The organism is Bradyrhizobium sp. CCBAU 51627 (genome assembly GCF_028128765.1).
In the GTDB taxonomy this organism is placed as follows: domain Bacteria; phylum Pseudomonadota; class Alphaproteobacteria; order Rhizobiales; family Xanthobacteraceae; genus Bradyrhizobium.
Genome location: NZ_LBJG01000004.1, coordinates 45,889 through 66,126 on the forward strand (window position 1 = coordinate 45,889; position 20,238 = coordinate 66,126).

At 63.3% G+C, this 20,238-nt stretch carries 18 protein-coding genes; 8 read left to right on the forward strand and 10 right to left on the reverse strand.

Going from position 1 to position 20,238, the window contains the following annotated elements:
- Positions 1-2: 2 nt before the first annotated feature.
- The 6 genes from XH88_RS01945 to XH88_RS01970 all read right to left on the reverse strand — a co-directional run bounded on the left by XH88_RS01945 (position 3) and on the right by XH88_RS01970 (position 7,147).
- Positions 3-842, reverse strand: a complete 840-nt coding sequence (locus XH88_RS01945) for an ABC transporter ATP-binding protein (protein WP_271613733.1) — start codon at positions 840-842, stop codon at positions 3-5.
- A 139-nt stretch (positions 843-981) separates the two neighbouring features.
- Positions 982-2,265, reverse strand: a complete 1,284-nt coding sequence (locus tag XH88_RS01950; protein WP_271613734.1) for an ABC transporter substrate-binding protein — start codon at positions 2,263-2,265, stop codon at positions 982-984.
- 43 nt (positions 2,266-2,308) lie between these two features.
- Positions 2,309-3,382, reverse strand: coding sequence for a branched-chain amino acid ABC transporter permease (locus tag XH88_RS01955; RefSeq protein WP_271613735.1), 1,074 nt, complete (start codon positions 3,380-3,382; stop codon positions 2,309-2,311).
- 3 nt (positions 3,383-3,385) lie between these two features.
- A complete protein-coding gene (locus XH88_RS01960; RefSeq protein WP_271613736.1) occupies positions 3,386-4,279 on the reverse strand; it encodes a branched-chain amino acid ABC transporter permease in 894 nt (297 codons plus the stop codon).
- Between the two features lie 118 nt (positions 4,280-4,397).
- Complete coding sequence (locus tag XH88_RS01965; RefSeq protein WP_271613737.1) at positions 4,398-6,329, reverse strand: long-chain fatty acid--CoA ligase; 1,932 nt, start codon at positions 6,327-6,329, stop codon at positions 4,398-4,400.
- A complete protein-coding gene (locus tag XH88_RS01970) occupies positions 6,326-7,147 on the reverse strand; it encodes an ABC transporter ATP-binding protein (protein WP_271613738.1) in 822 nt (273 codons plus the stop codon). The genes XH88_RS01965 and XH88_RS01970 overlap by 4 nt, the downstream gene beginning before the upstream one ends.
- Before the next feature lie 336 nt (positions 7,148-7,483).
- Between XH88_RS01970 and XH88_RS01975 the strand changes: the two genes are divergently transcribed.
- Positions 7,484-8,158 (forward strand): Crp/Fnr family transcriptional regulator, encoded by a 675-nt coding sequence (locus XH88_RS01975; protein WP_271613739.1) that lies wholly within the window; start codon positions 7,484-7,486, stop codon positions 8,156-8,158.
- 100 nt (positions 8,159-8,258) lie between these two features.
- Here the strand turns inward: XH88_RS01975 and XH88_RS01980 are convergent, their stop codons facing one another.
- Together XH88_RS01980 and XH88_RS01985 are read right to left on the reverse strand one after the other, a co-directional pair.
- Complete coding sequence (locus tag XH88_RS01980; protein WP_271613740.1) at positions 8,259-9,515, reverse strand: MFS transporter; 1,257 nt, start codon at positions 9,513-9,515, stop codon at positions 8,259-8,261.
- A 124-nt stretch (positions 9,516-9,639) separates the two neighbouring features.
- On the reverse strand, positions 9,640-10,482 hold the full coding sequence (locus tag XH88_RS01985) for a uroporphyrinogen-III synthase (RefSeq protein ID WP_271613741.1): 843 nt from the start codon (positions 10,480-10,482) through the stop codon (positions 9,640-9,642).
- Positions 10,483-10,643: 161 nt separating this feature from the next.
- Between XH88_RS01985 and purU the strand changes: the two genes are divergently transcribed.
- A complete protein-coding gene (gene purU, locus XH88_RS01990; RefSeq protein WP_271613742.1) occupies positions 10,644-11,507 on the forward strand; it encodes a formyltetrahydrofolate deformylase in 864 nt (287 codons plus the stop codon).
- Between the two features lie 115 nt (positions 11,508-11,622).
- On the opposite strand, the gene XH88_RS01995 is transcribed toward purU, so the two are convergent.
- The gene (locus tag XH88_RS01995; RefSeq protein WP_271613743.1) at positions 11,623-11,907 is read right to left on the reverse strand and encodes a hypothetical protein; all 285 of its coding nucleotides are present in this window, start codon (positions 11,905-11,907) and stop codon (positions 11,623-11,625) included.
- A 529-nt stretch (positions 11,908-12,436) separates the two neighbouring features.
- Between XH88_RS01995 and XH88_RS02000 the strand changes: the two genes are divergently transcribed.
- From XH88_RS02000 to XH88_RS02025, 6 genes are all read left to right on the forward strand, one after another.
- Entirely contained in the window at positions 12,437-13,615 is a 1,179-nt protein-coding gene (locus XH88_RS02000; protein WP_271613744.1) for an ABC transporter substrate-binding protein, read from the forward strand.
- Positions 13,616-13,778: 163 nt separating this feature from the next.
- Complete coding sequence (locus XH88_RS02005) at positions 13,779-14,648, forward strand: branched-chain amino acid ABC transporter permease (protein ID WP_271613745.1); 870 nt, start codon at positions 13,779-13,781, stop codon at positions 14,646-14,648.
- 8 nt (positions 14,649-14,656) lie between these two features.
- Positions 14,657-15,685 (forward strand): branched-chain amino acid ABC transporter permease, encoded by a 1,029-nt coding sequence (locus XH88_RS02010; protein ID WP_271613746.1) that lies wholly within the window; start codon positions 14,657-14,659, stop codon positions 15,683-15,685.
- Positions 15,682-16,437 carry an ABC transporter ATP-binding protein gene (locus XH88_RS02015; RefSeq protein WP_271613747.1) on the forward strand — a complete coding sequence of 252 codons (756 nt, stop codon included), beginning with the start codon at positions 15,682-15,684 and terminating at the stop codon, positions 16,435-16,437. Before XH88_RS02010 ends, XH88_RS02015 begins: the two co-directional genes overlap by 4 nt.
- A complete protein-coding gene (locus XH88_RS02020) occupies positions 16,430-17,146 on the forward strand; it encodes an ABC transporter ATP-binding protein (protein WP_271613748.1) in 717 nt (238 codons plus the stop codon). The genes XH88_RS02015 and XH88_RS02020 overlap by 8 nt, the downstream gene beginning before the upstream one ends.
- Positions 17,147-17,224: 78 nt before the next feature.
- On the forward strand, positions 17,225-18,343 hold the full coding sequence (locus XH88_RS02025) for a cobalamin-independent methionine synthase II family protein (protein ID WP_271613749.1): 1,119 nt from the start codon (positions 17,225-17,227) through the stop codon (positions 18,341-18,343).
- Between the two features lie 104 nt (positions 18,344-18,447).
- Here XH88_RS02025 and XH88_RS02030 read toward each other — a convergent pair whose 3' ends face one another.
- Positions 18,448-20,160, reverse strand: a complete 1,713-nt coding sequence (locus XH88_RS02030; RefSeq protein ID WP_271613750.1) for a caspase family protein — start codon at positions 20,158-20,160, stop codon at positions 18,448-18,450.
- Positions 20,161-20,238 lie beyond the last annotated feature (78 nt).

A 20,238-nucleotide genomic window follows, 5' to 3' on the forward strand; every position in this document is an offset into this window, starting at 1 on the left:
TTTCAAAGCCACCGTTTGCGGCGCTTGAAGCTCTTGAGGTTTTTGAAACTCTTGCGCTGGTCGCCGGCGCCGCCGAGGTAGAATTCCTTGACGTCCTCGTTGTCGCGCAGTTCGTCGGCGGTGCCGTCGAGCACGACCTTGCCTTGCTCCATGATATAGCCGTGGCTCGCAACCGACAGCGCGGCGCGCGCGTTCTGCTCGACCAGGAGGATGGTGACGCCGAGGTCACGGTTGATCTTCTGGATGATGGAGAACACCTCTTTCACCAGCAGCGGCGACAGGCCCATCGACGGCTCATCCATCAAGATCATCTTCGGGCGCGCCATAAGCGCACGGCCGATCGCGAGCATCTGCTGCTCACCGCCGGAGAGATAGCCGGCCAATCCGGTGCGTTCCTTCAGGCGCGGGAAATAGTCGAAGACCCTGTCGAGATCGGCGTCGACTTCGCGATCCCGGCGGGTGAAGGCGCCGAGCTTGAGGTTCTCCAGCGAGGTCATGTCGGCGACGATGCGCCGGCCTTCCATGACCTGGAAGATGCCACGGCGGACGATCTTGTCGGGATCGATGCCGGCGATCGGCTCGCCCTCAAACAGGATCTCGCCGCGCGTGACCTCGCCGTCCTCAGTCTTGAGCAGACCCGAGATCGCCTTCAGGGTCGTCGACTTGCCGGCGCCGTTGGCACCCAGCAGCGCCACGATCGCGCCCTTGGGCACGTCCAGGCTGAGGCCGCGCAGCACCAGGATGACGTCATCATAGACGACCTCGATGTTGCGTACGGCGAGGAGGGGCGGGGCTGCGACAACGGTCGGCGTGGGGCGAGATACTTCGAGGGTGTCGGTCATGCTTGATCAATCTCCGCTGTCGTCGCCCGGCTCGACCGGGCGACCCAGTATTCCAGAGACGCCGGACGTTCCACGAGAAGGCGCGGCGTACTGGATCCCCCGCCTTCGCGGGGGATGACAGTTGTGGTCGGAGCTGGGCTCACCAGCCCAGCAGTTCCGGCTTGCGCGGCAGCTCGACGGTCTTGACCTTTTCGAGCTTGATCGTGCCCTTGGCCATGAGGTCGTTGAGGTCGCCGTCGGTCGGGCCCGAGATCTTGGTCCGGTAGAGGTCGACCTTCAGCGTGCCGCGGTGGTCCTTGTCGGTCCAGGTCGAGGGATTGCAGACGCCCTCCATCCCAGCCGGCACCCAGTCCTTCTTCTGGTAGAAGCCCTTGGCGACGTTCTCACCAGTGGCGCCGCCGTTCTTGCTAGCCCACTCGATCGCTTCCTTCATGTAAAGGGCCGAGCAGACCGCGGCGACATAATGCACGGGGCGATAGACCTTGCCGGTGGGGTCGGACATCTTGGAGATCTCCATCACCGTCTTCATGCCCGGCGCATCGCCACCCCAGCTCACCGCGGTGCGCAAGGGGAAGATCACGCCGTTGGCGGCATCGCCTGCCGTCTTGGCAGCGTTCTCGTCCATGCCCCAGACATTGCCGAGGAACTGGATCTCGACGCCGGCAGTCTTGCAGGCCTTCATCACCGAGATGTTGGAAGCGGCGGTGTTGCCGAGATAGGCGTAGTTGGCGCCGGAGGATTTCAGGCTCAGACACTGCGCGCTGTAGTCGCCCGGCGCGAGGGCGAACACCAGCGGCGGCAGCACCTCGAAGCCGAGCTCCTGCGCCATCGCCTCCCCTGCGGCTTTCGGCGCGTTCGGGTAGGGATGGTTGGCGCCCATATGGACGAACTTGGGCTTGCCGGGCTTGCCTTTGGCCTTCCAGTCCTCGGCGGCCCACATCAGCATTGCGCGCAGCGAGTCCGAATAGCTCGGGCCGTAGAAGAAATTGTAGGGCGCGGGCTTGGCCTTGCCGCTCGTGCCTTCGGGATCGGTCAGGGCTGCGGCGTAGGAGCCGGACATATCGGGGATCTTGTCCTGCGCGAGAAAGCCGGTGAGGGCTTCGGTATCTGCGGTGCCCCAGCCCATGATCGCAGCCACCTTGCTGTCCGGCGCCGACCATTTCTTGTAGAGCGCGATCGCCTTGGGCACCTGGTAGCCGTAGTCGTTGGTGTCGACATTGACTTGCTTGCCGCCGACGCCGCCGTTCTTGTTGACCCAGGCAAAAGTGTCGGCGACGGCCTGGCCGTAGGGTGTGCCGACATCGGAGGTGCCGCCCGAATAATCGGCGAGATGGCCGATCGCGATCTGCGCCTGCGCGCTCGCCGAGAATGCGGCGACCGCGATCGCGAGCGATGCGGTGCTCAAAAAGGACGTCATCTTCATGGGTCGGTTCCTCCGGTTTATTGTTTAAGTGAGATTGCCGCGCTCAGTGCGAGAACGGGTAGAGTTTCCAGTATGCCTTGATCTGCCGCCACCGGTGCGCGAGCCCGTCGGGCTCGAACATCAAGAATACGATGATGATCACCCCGATCGCGATCTCGCGCAGAAAGGTGATGTTGTTGTTGAGCGACAGCGCCCTGTCGATTGCACCGCCCTTCAGGTACAGGCTGAGCAGTTCCATCGACTCCGGCAACAGCACGACGAAGGCCGTGCCCATCAGTGTGCCCATGATCGAGCCGGTGCCGCCGATGATGATCATGGCGAGAAACAGGATCGAGCGTTCGATGCCGAAGCCTTCCTGCGAGACCACGAGCTGGTAATGCGCATAGAGCGCGCCGGCGATGCCGGCGAAGAAGGCAGCGAGCCCGAACGACAGCGTTCGGTATTTGGTGAGATTGATGCCCATGATCTCGGCGGAGAGATAATGGTCGCGGATCGCCACCAGCGCGCGGCCGTCGCGCGTGCGCATCAGGTTGGTCACAAGGATGTAGCTCGCCAGCACATAGGCCAGCACGACATAGAAATATTGCCGGTCGCCGAGCAGCGCATAGCCGAAGATCGAGAATGGCTCGGCGCTCGCCGGCACGGAGCCGCCTGAGAACCATTCGGCGCGGGAGAAGAAGTCGAGCAGGATATATTGGGCGGCCAGCGTCGCGATGACGAGATAGAGTCCCTTCAACCGCGCCGCCGGAATGCCAAATATCAGTCCGACCAGTGCGGTGACGATTCCTGCGAGCGGAATCGCGAAGAACACCGGGACCGGCGCGTTGTTGGAGATGTAGGCCGAGGAGAAGGCACCGAGCAGGAAGAAGGCGGCGTGCCCGATCGATATCTGGCCGGTGAAGCCGACCAGGATGTTGAGCCCCAACGCCGCGATCGAGAAGATGCCGATCTGGATCAGGATGCTGAGCCAGTAGCCGCTGAAGACCTGCGGTGCCAGGCACAGCAGCGCAACGCCCGCAATCGCAAAGTTGCGGCTGGTGGTGGTCGGGAAGATCGTGGTGTCCGCGGCGTAAGAGGTGCGGAAATCACCAGCGGGGATGAGGGCAGGGCCGGCCATGGTTCAGATCCGCTCGATGTCATGGGTGCCGAACAGGCCGTAGGGCTTGATCATCAGCACGATGATGAGGACGTAGAACGGCGCGATCTCGTAGAGATTGCCCCAATGCAAGTATTCGCTGTCGACGTACTGCGCGATGTTCTCGAGCAGGCCGATGATGATGCCGCCGAGCACGGCGCCGCCTACGGAGTCGAGCCCGCCGAGGATCGCCGCCGGAAACACTTTTATGCCGTAGGCTGCGAGTCCTGATGACACGCCGTTCACCACGGCGACAACGACGCCTGCAACCGCCGAAACCGTCGCCGAGATTGCCCAGGCCATTGCAAAGACGCTCTTCACGGAAATGCCGAGCGACTGCGCGACCTGCTGGTTGAAGGCGGTGGCGCGCATCGCAAGGCCGTACTTCGAAGCGCGGAAGAACCAGGCCATGCCGATCATCATCGCGACCGAGACCACGAGGCTCATGACATAGACGGTCTGGATCTGCAGGCCGAGCAGGTTGATCGACTGGCTCTCGAACACGCGCGGGAACGGCTGCGGGTTGACGCCGAACATCCATTTCAGCGTTGCCTGCAATACGGTGGAGAGGCCGATGGTCACCATGATCACGGAGATGATGGGCTCGCCGATCATCGGCCGCAGGATCAGGACCTGGACCGCGATGCCGAATACGAACATGAACACCAGCGTCAACGGCATGCCGATCCAGAACGGCACCTGATATTTCGCGAGCAGGGCCCAGCACACCCAGGCGCCGACCAGCAGCAGTTCACCTTGCGCGAAATTGACGACCTGGGTGGCCTTGTAGATCAGCACGAACGACATCGCGACCACGCCATAGAGCGTGCCGACCACGAGACCGTTGACCAGGAGCTGGATGAGGAAGGCGGTGTTCATGGGTGTTGATCCGGCTCGTCATTGCCGGGCTTGACCCGGCAATCCATCGATGTGGGAAGTCGCCTGTTCGGAAGAAGATGGATGCGCGGGTCAAGTCCGCGCATGACGATCACCTGTGTCACTCCGCGGCCTCCGCCATATGCCCGTGTCCGCCGAGGTCCACCACGCGCAGCGTCGTGCGCACGCGCTGCGTGGTGCCGTCCTGGAAGCGGATCACGGTGTCGACCGGGATGTCGGTATCGCCGCGATAGATGGCGTTGATGATGCCTTCGTATTTTTCGTTGATGACGCCGCGGCGCACTTTCCTTGTGCGGGTGAGCTCGCCGTCGTCGGCATCGAGCTCCTTGTAGAGCAGGAGGAAGCGCAAGATGCGCTGGGCTGGCGGCAGCGTGGCGTTGACGGTCTCGACCTCCTTCTGAAGCAGCGCATAGACCTCGGGCCGCGAGGACAGATCGCTGTAAGTCGTGAAGGAGAGGCGGTTCTTCTCGGCCCATTTCGAAATGATGGAGTAGCGAATGCAGATCATCGCCGCGAGCGCCTCGCGGCCGGCGCCAAGCACCACGGCCTCCGCGATATAGGGCGAGAATTTAAGCTTGTTCTCGATGAATTGCGGCGAGAAGCGCTCGCCGCGCGAGGTCTCGGCGAGATCCTTGATGCGGTCGATGACAACGAGCTGCCGGTTGGCGTTGAAATAGCCGGCATCGCCCGACAGCATCCAACCGTCCTTGATGTCGGCGACGCTCGCCTCGGGGTTCTTGTAATAGCCGAGGAACATATTGGGGTGCCGCACCACGATCTCGCCGACGCCGTGGACGTCAGGGGTGTCGATGCGGATCTCGATGTTGGCGGCCATCGGCACGCCTGTTGTGTCAGGATCGACCTTGCCCTCCGGATGTAGCGTATAGGCGCCCAGCAATTCGGTCTGGCCGTAGAGCGTGCGCAGCGGCACGCCCATGGCCTGGAAGAACTTGAAGGTGTCGGGCCCGAGTGCCGCGCCGCCGGTGGCCGCCGAGCGCAGCCGGGTGAAGCCGAGGCGGTCGCGCAGCGCGCGGAACAGTATCGCATCGGCAAAGCCCGAGCGCTTGCCCTGTTCCAGCGCAGCGAGCCCCGACTTCATGCCGATGTCGAACAGACGCTGCTTGAAGGGCGTTGCATCCATCACCTTGGCGCGAACGTCGGCGGCGATCGATTCCCAGACCCGTGGGGCAAAGAGCACGAATGTCGGCGCGATCTCGCGCAGATCGTTCATCATCGTATCCGGCTCTTCGACGAAGTTGATCTTCATCCGGCAGAGCAGGCCTTTGCCGAGCACATAGACCTGTTCCATGATCCACGGCAGCGGCAGCACCGAGACGTATTCGTCGTCCGGCCCTTTCGGATCGAACGCGAGATAGGTCGCGCAATGACCGAGCACGCGGCCGGCCGCGAGCATCGCGAGCTTCGGATGCGAGGTCGTGCCTGATGTGGTGCAGAGGATCGCGACGTCCTCCCCCTTGGTCGCATCGACCAGCTTGTCATAGAGCTCCGGCTCGCGGACGGCGCGGGCACGGCCGAGCTCGGCGAACTTCTCGGCCGAGATCAGGCGTGGATCGTCATATTTCCGCATGCCGCGCGGATCGGAATAGATGATGTGCTTCAGCTTCGGCACGCGCCCGGCAAGGGTGAGCAGCTTGTCGACCTGCTCCTCGTCCTCGGCGAAGACGAGCTGGGCCTCGCCGTAGTTGAGGAGATAGGAAGCCTCTTCGTCCAGCACGTCGCGATAGAGCCCCAGACTTAATCCGCCGATCGCATGGGTCGCGACTTCCGCCGCAACCCAGTCCGGCCGGTTGTCGCCGATGATGCCGATGACATCGCCGCGGCCAAGGCCGAGCTCGATCAGGCCGAGCGCGAAGTCGCGCACCCGGGTCTGGTAGTCGCTCCAGGTGAACGGGCGCCAGAGGCCAAGATCCTTTTCGCGCAGCGCGATCTCGTTGCCGTGCTCCCTGGCGTTGAGCCGGAGCATCTTCGGATAGGTGTCGGCCTGCGCGACGCGCCCCGCGTAATCCATCATGCCGCGCTCTCCTGAGCCGGCGGCGCATCATCGGGATCGACCAGGACCTCGTCCTCCTCGCCGAGATAGGCGCGTTTGACGTGGGGATCGGCGAGCACGGCGGCAGGATCGCCCTCGGCGATCTTGCGGCCGAAATCCAGCACCATGACGCGGTGGGAGATGTCCATCACCACGCCCATGTCGTGCTCGATCATCACCACCGTCATGCCGAACTCCTCGTTGAGGTCGACGATGTAACGGGCCATGTCCTCCTTCTCCTCGAAGTTCATGCCGGCCATCGGTTCGTCGAGGAGGATGAGACGCGGCTCCAGCGCCATGGCGCGGGCGAGCTCGACGCGTTTGCGCAGGCCGTAGGAGAGGGTGCCGGCTTGCGCTTTCCGCACCGATTGGAGGTCGAGGAAATCGATGATCTCTTCCACCTTGCGGCGGTGATCGAGTTCCTCCTTGCGCGCGCCGGTGAGCCAGTACAGCGAGCCCGTGAGGAAATTGTTTTTCAGCAGGTGATGACGGCCGACCATGATATTGTCGAGCACGCTCATATGGTGAAACAGGGCGAGGTTCTGGAAGGTGCGGCCGATGCCGAGCGAGGCCCGTGCATTCGGCGTCAGCCCCGTGATGTCGCGGCCCTGGTAGAACAGCTGGCCTTCGGTCGGCTTATAGCGGCCGGAAATACAGTTCACGATCGAGGTCTTGCCGGCGCCGTTGGGGCCGATGATCGAGAACAGCTCGCCTTCCCTGATGGCGAAGCCGACATCGGTCAGCGCGCGAACGCCGCCGAATCGCAAGGACACGCCGCGCACTTCGAGACTGGTAGCCACCAAACAAATCCCTCCCGGTGATGGCGCATTCAGTGGCGCTCTTCGTCGGTTCCTCCCGGGTGATCCTAGTACGGTCGTGCCGGTGAGGCCATGCAGCACATGGTCCCGACCGGAGCCGCTCATCTTTCGTCCCTGCTGGGGATCAAAAGCCGCATCGCCCGAGGTGGTTCTCAATAGGGGAAAGCGCTATTTTAAAATGTCTCCCGCCCGACAATTCTGCGACAAAGTTTTTTCGGCGGCCGCGTCTCCTTCTTTCGTAGGATGGTGGCTGGAGCGATCATGTTGCAATGCAACAGAAAGATGGAGTGACGAAACGGTGCGACTGGCCTCTCGATCATGATTTCAGAGGATCAACTGAGGCGCGTCGCCGCCTGGTCGCGCGAGCTCACGCCAGCGGAGATCGAGGTCGCCCGCACGGGAATCACCGAGCGGTCCTACGGCACTGGCGAAACCGTGTTCATGCGCGGCGACAAATTCGACTATTGGGCGGGCATGGTGAGTGGCCTCGCCCGGATGGGCGGGGTCTCGCGCGACGGCAAGGAGACCAGCCTTGCCGGGCTCACCGCCGGCGCCTGGTTCGGAGAGGGCAGCGTCCTCAAGAACGAGTTGCGCCGCTACGATGTGGTCGCGCTGCGCGACAGCCGCGTCGCGTTGATGGAGCGCTCGGCCTTCATGTGGCTGTTCGAGAACAGCGTCGGCTTCAACCGCTTCCTGGTACGCCAGCTCAACGAGCGGCTCGGTCAGTTCATCGGCATGCTCGAGGTCAACCGTACGCTCGATGCAACCGCTCGCCTTGCCCGGAGCATTGCCTCGCTTTTCAACCCCATCCTTTATCCGGAATCGACCGCGCATCTGGAGATCACCCAGGAGGAGATCGGAGCGCTCTCCGGCATGTCGCGCCAGAACGCCAACCGCGCCTTGAACCGGCTGGAGAAGGAGGGGCTGCTGCGGCTGGAGTATGGCGGCGTCACCATCCTCGATGTCGAGCGGCTGCGCGGATACGGGGATTAGAGCGTTTTCGAGCGAAGTGGATAGCTGTTCGCGAAGAAAACGCGTCTAAAACAACAATCTAGAGCTTTTCCCTTTCCGATTCATCGGAACGGGAAAGGCTCTAGTGCGCGTTGGCGGGCGCATGCACCGGCCAGAGGTCGGCGCGCCAGCGGATGGCGATGGCCAGCATCGCGATGAAGCCCGCGGCGGCATAGAGCGACCCCGTTGCCGAATAGCCGATGATGTCGATCAGGCTGCCGGCCGCGAGCAATCCGATCGGCAGGCCGTAGATCACCATCATGCGCACCCCCATGACGCGGCCGCGCAGGTGCGCGCTGGCGGTGCGCATCAGGATCACGGCGGCTGAGATCATCGACATGCTCTGGGCGGTGCCGGCCAGCACAAGGCAGGCCATGGCCACCGGCATGGTCCTGATCTCGACGAACACCAGCAGCAGCGTGTACCAGGCCAATGTTGCGCCGATCAGGAGCCTGGCAATGCGCAGGCCGCTGACCAGGCTGAGCGTGACGGAGCCGATCAGCGAGCCCAGGGCGAAACTCGCCGAGAGGTAACCGAGGCCGGTCTGGTCGGTATGAAAGATGTCGCGCGCGATGTAGGGCAGCAATCCATTCGTCAGCGGAAACGCGGTGAGATTGGTCAGGAATGCGACGCAAAGCGCTGCCAGCATGGCCGGCCCGTTCCAGGAATACACGATGCCTTCCTTGAGATCGCGCAGCAGCCGCGAGCCCGAATGGCTCTCCACCGGGCGGTGCTCGGCGGACTTCGCCGGTCGGGTCAGGCTCAGCATGAGAATCGCGGCCACGACATAGAGGCAGGCAATCACCATATAGACCTTGCCGATGCCAAATATCGCAAACAGTCCGGCCCCCGTCAGCGCTCCGGCGATGCGCGCGCTGTCCTGGGTCGTGCGCGACAGGCTGATCGCTCCCACGAGCAGCTCGGCCGGCATGATGTCGGCGAGAAGCGCGCTGCGAAGGCCGAGATCCGAGGAGCGGATCAGGCCCATGATCGTCACGATGATCATCACCTTGAGCGGGGACAGATGGCCGGTCAGCGCCAGCACCATGATGGTCGAGGCGAGGACCGTGTAAGTGAGGCGCAGCATGACCAGGAGGTCGCGGTGACCGATGCGGTCGCCGACCATTCCGAGCACTGGAGCAATCAGCGTTCCCAGATATTGCAGCGACGCCAGAATGGTCAGCAGCAGCACCGAGCCGGTCTCGACCAGGATGTACCAGCCGAGCACCAGCGTCTCGATCTCGAACGCCCAGGAGGTGAGCAGGTCGGACGGCCACTGGAAACGATAGTTGCGGATGCGGAATGGTGCGAGCGCCGAACGCCGCGCGGTTGTGCTCACGACGCGATGACGCGTGTCACGGCGATTTCCTTGCCCTTGCTGTTTCTTCTTACCGTCAGGCAACGTAGCTCTGACGATCCGCGTGTCAATCGCAGCAGTTGCGGGCCGCCCCTGCGCTCCGCTCCTATCTCACCGCCGCTCCGCGTTTCCGTTCCGCGAGCGTCGCGGCCATGGCCGAGATCAGCGGGCGCATGAAATAGGCCCCATCCGCAGGCGAGATGTCGGTACGCAAGCCATGCGCGGCGAGTTCGCCGGAAACGGCCGGCCCAACTGATGCGATCAGTGTCCGTTCGAATCCCGCGCGCAGCTTTGCCTCGCTGCCATGCGCCTTGGCTGCCTCGAACAGCCGGCGGACCTGGCCGAGATTGGTCAGCGCGATGGAATCGATTCTCCCTTCCGCCATGTCGTCGATGGCGGCAACGATGTTGGCATCCGCAGCCTTTGAGTCATAGGCATAAGGCAGCACCGAATCCACCTCGGCGCCTTGCGCGGTGAGCGCGCCAGTGAGCGCGCTGTGGTCCTTGTCCGGGTAAAGCTGGAGGCCGAGGCGGTGCCCCTTCAAATCGAGCTTGCCCAGCATCTCGATCACGCCCTCGGTGGTCGGCTTCTCCGTGGTCTGCTGCGCCTCCAGAGCGATCTCGCGCAGTGCCTTGCCGGGCTTCGGTCCGCGTGTGAATTTTCGCGATTTGGCCAGCGCAGTGACCAGGGCCTGGTCGAGCCCCCGAGCGCGCGCGAGTTTCATGATCCGCCGCAGACCTTCGCCGGTCATCAGCACGAGGTCATCGAACGGCTTGTCGATGGCGCGGCGGATCCAGGCTTCGACCGGGGCGGGATCCGGCGCATCCTCGATGGTGAACATCGGGCATTGCACGACTTCGGCGCCTTGCTCGGCGAGGAGCTTTGAGAACTGCGCCTCCTCGCGGGTTTCCAGGATCAGGATGCGAGTGCCGTTCAGACGGTCGGCCATGGGCGTGCTCCGGTCAGTCAAGATCGCAATGGTCCATTCATCCTGACTCCGTGGTCGGGATTGGCGCAAGGCTCGCGTCGGTGCTAGAGCAGGGCGCAAATCGCGGGTCGTTCCGCGCACCGCTGCACAAACCTTGATCAAGAGCCATTTCCTCAACAGTCATGCCCGATCATCAATATGTTCTGACCCTGTCCTGTCCTGATCGTCCCGGCATCGTTTCGGCGGTGTCGACCTTCCTGGCGAACTCCGGACAGAACATTCTCGACGCCCAGCAGTTCGACGACGTCGAGACCGGGAAATTCTTCATGCGCGTGGTGTTCACCGCGGCCGATCTCGCCGTGGAACTGTCTGCGCTCCAGACCAGCTTCGCCGCGATTGCGGAGCGCTTCGGCATGGAGTGGCAGATGCGCGACCGCGCCGCGCATCGCAAGGTGATGCTGCTGGTGTCGAAGTCCGATCACTGCCTGGTCGACATCCTCTATCGTTGGCGGACGGGCGAATTGCCGATGACCCTTGCCGCGATCGTTTCCAACCATCCGCGCGAGGTCTATGCCGGGCTCGATTTCGGCGGGATCCCGTTCCACTATCTGCCCGTCACCAAGGAAACCAAGAGCGAGCAGGAGGCGCAGATCCTTGATCTCGTCGCCACGACCGGCACCGATCTCGTGGTGCTCGCCCGCTACATGCAGATCCTGTCGGACGATCTGTCGGCAAAGCTGTCGGGACGCTGCATCAACATCCATCACTCGTTCCTGCCGGGTTTCAAGGGCGCAAAGCCCTATCACCAGGCCCATGAGCGTGGCGTGAAGCTGATCGGCGCCACCGCCCACTACGTCACGCGCGATCTCGACGAGGGGCCGATCATCGACCAGGACGTCGAGCGCATTAGCCATCGCGATACGCCGGAGGACCTCGTCCGCAAGGGTCGCGATATCGAGCGACGCGTGCTTGCACGTGCGATCCGCTATCACCTCGACGACCGCGTCATCCTCAACGGACGCAAGACTGTGGTGTTCGTGGACTGATGGCGTGTCGTTCCGGAGCGCGCGAAGCGCGAATCCGGAACCTCGAGATTCTCAGGTGCGCAATTGCGCACCATAGTTCGCCTCTGCGAGGCGCCCCGGAATGAGAGCCTGCGTTTCAACGCACCGCCTCGCCCGAGGTCGATCCGGCCGCGCCCTTCTGTGCCTGCTCATTCTTCTCGCGGTCGGCCGCCGGCATAAGCCGCTTGCGCTCGCGCTCTTTCATGTAGGCGTCGTATTGCGGGGTGCCCGGCCGGGGCGGCGCGTCTGCCGGCAGCCCGCCGGCCCATTGCGGAAGGTAGTCGCCCATGCCGGCCGAGAGTTTTTCATTGACCGTGCCGCAGCCGGACAGCCCTGCGGCGAGTACGAGCAGCGACACGATGGAGCGGAAAGGTCTGGGCATTTTTCGGGCGCGCTGCAATCTGGACGAGGGACCGGACGCCGAACGATCGGCGTAGCGGAACGGTAGCCTTCAACAGGGTAAAATTGGCTTATTCGAGATAGGTATAAAAATACCAAACGTTACGCACGCGCCGGCTACCGATGTCTGAATCATGCAAATGAAAGACGAAATCCTCCATCCACGCTACCGGCCGGATTCCTAGACTGCGAGCCTCGGCTCGCGGCCATCGAGTTGCACGGCAACGGGCTTTTTCGTTGACAGGTCCATTTTATTTGTACATTCGTACAAATGAACGCGGCCCAAGATCGTGGATGTCGGGTTACCCTAACGTAACCACGCAATCGCTTTCCACGCTTAGTGATCGGACGTGCGGCTTGTGCCGAACGGTCGCCAAACGTCCGATTGACAATGAGGGCGCGAAAGACGCCATGTGACGTGCGACATCGCTCGCGCGTGGGTTAAAGTGAGGCAAGGACCGGGCACTCGGTCTGGCGCACAAGCGGTTAGGAATGAAGGGGAGGGACATCTGATGTTCGAACGCAAAACGTTTTCTCGGGCGGCCGCATTTGCCGCCATTGCCGGCCTTGCGGCCCTCGCACCGGCCAAGGCGGAAGACACCGTCAAGGTAGGCATGATCCTGCCGATGACCGGCGGCCAGGCTTCGACCGGCAAGCAAATCGAGAACGCGATCAAGCTCTACATGCAGCAGAATGGCGACACCGTCGCCGGCAAGAAGATCGAGATCATCGTCAAGGACGATGCGGCGATTCCGGACAAGACCAAGACTGCCGCGCAGGAACTGATCGTCAACGACAAGGTCAATTTCATCGGCGGCTTCGGCGTCACGCCGGCAGCGCTCGCGGCCGCGCCGCTGGCGACGCAGGCGAAGATTCCGGAAGTCGTCATGGCAGCCGGCACCTCCATCATCACCGAGCGCTCGCCCTACATCGTGCGCACCAGCTTCACGCTCGCGCAGTCCTCGACCATCATCGGTGACTGGGCGGTGAAGAACGGCATCAAGAAGGTGGCAACGCTGACCTCTGACTACGCGCCGGGCAATGACGCGCTCAACTTCTTCAAGGAGCACTTCACTGCCGGTGGTGGCCAGGTGGTCGAAGAGGTCAAGACGCCGCTTGCCAATCCTGACTTCGCGCCGTTTCTGCAGCGCATGAAGGATGCCAAGCCCGACGCGATCTTCGTGTTCGTGCCGGCGGGCCAGGGTGGCAACTTCATGAAGCAATATGCCGAGCGCGGCCTCGACAAGGCCGGCATCAAGGTAATCGGCCCCGGCGACGTCACCGACGACGACCTGCTCAACAATATGGGCGACGCCGTGCTCGGCACCGTGACCGCGCATATCTATTCGGCGGCGCATCCCTCGCAGATGAACAAGGACTTCGTCGCGGCCTACAAGAAAGCCTTCGGCAACCGTCCGGGCTTCATGGCCGTGAGCGGCTATGACGGCATTCACCTGATCTACGAGGCGCTCAAGAAGACCAATGGCGACACCGACGGGACCAAGCTGGTCGAAGCCATGAAGGGTCAGAAGTGGGAGAGCCCGCGCGGTCCGATCTCGATCGATCCGGAGACGCGCGACATCATCCAGAACGTCTATATTCGCAAGGTCGAGAAGGTCGACGGCGAACTCTATAACGTCGAATTCCAGACCTTCGAAGCCGTCAAGGATCTCGGCAAGACCAAGAAGTGACGCGCGAAAGCGCGTCATCCCCGGGGCGCGCTTCGCGAGAACCCGGGATCTCGCCAACGCTCTCGTCATGCCCCGGCTTGACCCGGGCATCCACGCGAGAGCCGAAACAAACCGTGGATGGCCGGGACGAGCCGGCCATGACGACCAACTCCAAGCTGAGACGATGACCTCAATCCTCACCAACCTGTTCGATGGCGTTGCGTATGGCATGCTGCTGTTCGTGCTCGCTTGCGGGCTTGCGGTCACGCTTGGCCTGATGAACTTCGTCAACCTCGCCCATGGCGCCTTCGCCATGGCCGGTGGCTATGTCTGCATGCTGCTGGTGAATCAGCACGGTTGGCCATTCTTCGCTGCCTTGCCGCTCGCCTTCGTCTCGTCCGCGGTGATCGGCATTGTGCTCGAGCGAGTGCTCTACCGACACCTCTATGCGCGCAGCCATCTCGACCAGGTGCTGTTCACCATCGGCCTGACTTTTATGTCGGTCGCGGCGGTCGACTACATTCAGGGTTCCTCGCGGGTGTTCATCAACCTGCCGGCCGCGCTGCAGGGCCAGTTCGACCTGTTCGGCGTCGGCATTGGCCGCTACCGGCTCATGATCATCGTGATCTGCGGTCTGCTCACCATCGGTCTGCAGATGGTGCTGGCCAAGACGCGGTTCGGGAGCCGGTTGCGCGCTGCCGTCGATGATCCCCGCGCTGCGAGTGGCCTTGGCATCAATGTGCCGCAGGTGTTCGCCTTCACCTTTGCCTTTGGTTGCGGTCTCGCCGGCCTCGGCGGTGCACTGAGCGCCGAAATACTTGGCCTCGATCCGTACTTTCCCCTGAAGTTCATGATCTACTTCTTGATCGTGGTCACCGTCGGCGGCTCGTCCTCGATCACAGGACCATTTTTGGCCTCGCTCCTGCTCGGCATCGGCGACGTCGCCGGCAAGTATTACGTGCCGAAGATGGGCCCCTTCGTGATCTACACCATGATGATCGTGATCCTGATCTGGCGCCCGAACGGCCTGTTCGGCCGGACGGCCGCCCGTTGAGTCTGCCGATGAACGCTTCGTCCGACGTCGGTTATCACGCCCAGCGGCAGGCGCGCTGGCACTATGGCGAGGCCGCCTTCTGGCTCGTTGTGCTTGCTTGCGGCTTTCTGTTTCCGTCGCGCTATCTGATCATGACCGACATCCTGCGGCTGGCCCTGTTTGCGATGTCGCTCGACCTCATCCTCGGCTACGCCGGCATCGTCTCGCTCGGCCATGCCGCCTTCTTCGGCGTCGGCGCCTATGCCGCGGGCTTGCTGGCTCTGCACGGCATCATCAACGAACCGGTGCTGGCGCTGATCGCCGCTGGGCTTGCCGCGATGGTGCTCGGCTTCGCCACCAGCTTCCTGGTGATCCGTGGCGTCGACTTGACCAGGTTGATGGTGACGCTCGGTATCGCGCTGCTGCTGGAGGCGCTCGCCGAGCGTTTCTCCAACATCACCGGCGGCACCGACGGCCTGCAAGGCATCGAGATGCAGCCGATCCTCGGCGCGATCACGTTCGACATGTTCGGCAAGGCCGGCTTCTTCTATTCGCTGGCCGTGCTGTTCATTCTGTTCCTTCTTGCGCGCCGCATCGTGCATTCGCCGTTCGGCTTGTCGCTGCGCGCGATCAAGAACAATCCGCTGCGTGCCGCAGCGATCGGTATCCCCGTGAACCGCCGCCTTATCGCGATCTACACGATTGCCGCATTCTATGCCGGGATCGCGGGGGCGCTGTTCACCCAGACCACCGCGATCGCCTCGCTCGACGTGTTCGCCTTCGACCGATCCGCCGATCTGATGCTGGTGCTCGTCATCGGCGGCACCGGCTATCTCTATGGCGGCCTGATCGGGGCTGTGATCTTCCGGATGCTCCAGGAAGTGTTCTCGACCATCACCCCGCAGTACTGGCAGTTCTGGATCGGCCTCGTGCTGGTCGTCATCGTGCTGGTCGGCCGCCAGCGGCTGCATCGCTGGGTGCTCTACGTGCCGAACCTGATCATCAAGCAGGTGATGGGACGCAAAGCCGTCGTCGCCGTGCCGGAGAGCGATGCATGACCATCGCGCTCGAAACCCAGAACCTCGAAAAGCAGTTCGGCGGCCTGCGCGTCACCCGCGACCTGTCGCTCAGAATCGAGCAGGGCGCCCGCCATGCGCTGATCGGGCCCAATGGCGCTGGCAAGACCACCGTCATCAACCAGCTTACCGGCGTGCTCAAGCCCAACTCCGGCCGCATCTTACTCGAAGGCCAGGACATCACCGACCTGCCCGTGCACAAGCGCGTGCTGCGCGGCCTGTCGCGGACCTTCCAGATCAACCAGCTCTATCCCGACCTGACCCCGCTCGAAACCATCGGCCTTGCCGTCTCCGAACGCCTCGGCCATGGCGGCGACTGGTGGCGGCGGATGGGCACGCGGAGCGACGTGAACGGCGAGATCGCCGATCTCCTGACGCGTTTCCATCTGCTCGACGTCATGAACGAACAGACCGTGACGCTGCCTTACGGCAAGCAACGCCTGCTCGAGATTGCGGTCGCGATCGCCGCCAAGCCGCGCGTGCTGCTGCTCGACGAGCCCGCCGCCGGCGTGCCGGAGAGCGAGCGCCACGACATTCTCACCGTGGTCGGCGCGCTGCCGCGTGACGTCACGGTGCTGCTGATCGAGCACGACATGGACCTCGTTTTCTCGTTCGCCGACCGCATCTCGGTGCTGGTCTCCGGCGCGCTGCTCACGGAGGGGCCCCCCGATCAAGTCGCGCGCGATCCGCAAGTGAAGGCAGTCTATCTCGGCGAGGAGGCAGTCAATGTCTGACCTGCTCGCGATCGAGTCCCTGCGCGCCGGCTATGGCGAGGCGGTGGTCCTGCCCAACATGTCCCTGCGCCTGGCGGAAGGGCAGGTGCTGGCGCTGCTGGGCCGCAACGGCACCGGCAAGACCACGCTGATCAACTCCATCGTCGGCGTCACCCGCCGCTTCTCCGGAACTGTCGGGCTTGCCGGCACCGATGTCACGACCATGCGACCCGACCAGCGGGCGCGTGCCGGAATCGGCTGGGTGCCGCAGGAGCGCAACATCTTCCGTTCGCTGACGGTGGAAGAGAATATGACCGCGGTGGCGCAGCCTGGTCCCTGGACGGTCGGGAAAGTCTACGAGATGTTCCCGCGGCTCAAGGAGCGGCGGAGCAACTTCGGCAACCAGCTCTCCGGCGGCGAGCAGCAGATGCTGGCGATCGGCCGCGCGCTCACTCTCAACCCGAAGGTCTTGCTGCTGGACGAGCCGACCGAGGGCCTCGCCCCCATCATCGTCGAGGAACTGCTGAAGGCGATCGGCACCATCACCCGGGCCGGCGGCATCTGCTCGATCATCGTCGAGCAGAATGCCCAAAAGATTCTGGGGCTCGCCGACCGCGTTGTGATATTGGAGCGCGGAACGATCGTCCACGATGCCCCGAGCGCAGCGCTGAAGGCCGACCCCTCGGTCCTGGAGCGACATCTCGGGGTCGCAGGGGCGGCGGCCCACTGACTTGTCTAACGCGTTTCTTCACACGAGCCGGTACCTACTTCGCTCGACAACGCTATAGAAAATACACGGGAGTTAAGAATGCAGCGAACCAGAGCCCCCTTCCGCGCCGACGAAGTCGGCAGCCTCCTGCGTCCCGCCAAGATCAAGGAAGCCCGCGCAAAGCTCGAGAAGGGCGAGATCTCGGCCGACGATCTGCGCAAGATCGAGGACATGGAGATCGAAAAGGTGGTGCACAAGCAGGCCTCGATCGGCCTGAAACTCGCGACCGACGGCGAATTCCGCCGGTCCTGGTGGCACTTCGACTTCCTGGCCAAGCTTACCGGTTGCGAACTGTTCCATCCCGACACCGGCATCCAGTTCGCTGGCGTGCAGACCCGCCACGACGCGGTCCGGGTGATCGACAAGCTCGACTTCCCCGACAACCATCCGATGCTGGACCACTTCCGCTTCCTGAAGAAGTATGCCGACCAGGCGCATGTCACCGCCAAGATGACGATTCCCTCGCCGGCCGTGCTGCACTTCCGGGGTGGCCGCAAGTCGATCTCCAAGGACGTCTACCCCGATCTCGACGCCTTCTACGAGGATCTCGGCAAGACCTATCGCAAGGCGGTGAAGGCGTTCTACGATGCCGGCTGCCGCTATCTCCAATTCGATGACACCGTGTGGGCCTATCTCTGCTCGCAGGACGAATTACAGAAGGCGCGTGAGCGCGGGGATAATCCGGACGGTCTCCAACAGATCTACGCCCGCATCATCAACTATGCGCTGGCCGAGAAGCCCGCCGACATGGTGGTGACGACGCATGTGTGCCGCGGCAATTTCCGCTCGACCTGGATTTCCTCGGGCGGTTACGAGCCCGTGGCCGAGACCATGCTCGCCGGGACCAATTACGACGGCTACTTCCTGGAGTATGACAGCGATCGTGCCGGCGGGTTCGAGCCACTGCGCTTCCTGCCCAAGGGCAACAAGGTCGTCGTGGTCGGCGTCATCACCTCGAAGTTCGGCGAGCTCGAGAAAAAGGACGACATCAAGCGTCGTCTCGAGGAAGCCTCCAGGTTCGCGCCGCTCGAGCAGCTCGCGCTGTCGCCGCAATGCGGCTTTGCTTCGACCGAAGAGGGCAACATCCTCTCCGAGGAAGAGCAGTGGGCCAAGCTCAGCCTTGCGGTCGAGATCGCGAAGGAAGTGTGGGGCAACTGAGATAGGGTGTCATTCCGGGGTGCGCTTAGCGCGAACCCGGAATCTCGAGATCCCGGGTCTGGTGCTTGCGCACCATCCCGGGATGACGACGCGCAAGCGCTTCGTCACTTCTCCGCCAGATAGACCTCGCCCAGCAGCGACGAGTTCGACCACGGCACCTGCTTGTTCTTCGTGGTTGAGACCACCTCGGCTCGCACCCGCGTCAGCATCTGCTGCACTTCCAGTCCCGGCGTGCCGATGTGGCGGGACAGCGCGGCGGAGAACGGCGAGTTCGCGCCTTCGCCGTCGAGCGCGACCTGGCCTGGCGCTGTCGCGAAGGCGATCAGCGTGCCGGCTCCCAACGTTGCACCGGATCCGAGGCTTGACGGCGCGGCGAGGCCAGATGCACCCTCGATGCCGCGGCTGCTGCCGGCGCTTGCGACCTGCTGCGCCATCGGATTGTTGCGGCAGGCATCGAAGATCAGAATATTGGTACGGACCTGATCGTCAAGGCCGGCCATGATGGTGTCCATGTCGATCATCGTTTCCGTCATGCCGCTGCCTGCCTTCAGCTCGGCGTCGACGGGAATGAGATAGTTGCGGCCGTCGATCTGCACGCCGTGGCCGGCGTAATAGACCAGGGCCACCTGCGCCCGTGCTGCCTCGCGCAGAAAATCGCGTGTCATCTTCTGCATTGCGGCACGGTTGAGATCGACGCCCTCCGACACCGTGAAGCCGATGTCGCGGAGGCTTTTGGCAACAGCGCGCGCATCGTTGGGCGGATTGGGCAGCGCCCTCACATGCAGGTAGGCGCCATTGCCGATCACCAGCGCCATGCGGGTGCTGCGAGCGGCCGGCGCAGGCGAAGGCACGGATGCTGTGCCCGTCTGCGGTGGGGCAGGAACTGCTGTGGGCTGCGCCGTCGGCGAGGGGGCTGGGATTGGCGCATTCGCATCCGTCACCAGTGACAGCCGCACCTTTGCGGTGGCCTGATTGGCCTTGCTGCCGGCGTCGGACGCCACGATCGCGAGCGTCGCCTTATAGTCGTCGCGCGCATGCGCGTAATCGCCCTTGGCCTCATAGGCCAGCGCGCGGTGGGTATAGGCGGAGATCAGCACGCTGTTCGGCGGCGTCATGATGTTGACCGGCGGCTTGTCCTTGGCGAGCCGGATCGCTTCGCTGCCGTCGACGATCGCGCGATCGAGATCGTTCTTCGCGCGCCAGATCGCGGTACGGTTGATCAGCGGCTGCGGCAGTGTCGGATCGAGTCGGATCGCCTGGTTGAGGTCGGCGAGCGCGCCGTCGAGATCGCCGAGCGCTTCCTTGGAGATGCCGCGGTTCTGGAACGAGAACGCAGATCTCGGATCGGCCTTGATCGCCATGTCGTAGTCGGCGATCGCCTTGGCGTAGTCGCCTTTGCTGCGCCAGGCGTTGCCGCGGTTGTGGAAGATGATGCCGCTGGGCGCGCCGAGCTTCAGCGCATCGTCGAAGTCCGCGATCGCGATGTCGTAGTCGCCCTTGTCGTAATAGGCCGAGCCCCTCAGATTGTAGACCGCCTGGCCCGGCTTCAACCGGATCGCTTCGGTAGCGTCAGTAATGACCTTGGCGTAATCGCCCTTCTTGTTCCAGCCCACCGCGCGCCAGAAATAGACTGTCGCGAGCTGCTCGCCCTTGAACACCTTCAACGCGATGATCTTGGTGCAGGCATCGACCATCTGGTCCGCCGGCGTGGTCTCGGTCGTGCAGAGCGGCCCGAGCTGACTGCGCGATTGGGCTGATGCGGGTGCCGACCACAGAGGTGCGGCGAGCAGGGCGAGCGCGACGAGCAGGCGGCGCATGGCGATGGTTCCTTGAGGAGAAGTGCTTGTTGGTTGCCTGGTGGCACCTTGGGGTTCACGCCCGGCATCAGGCGTGGG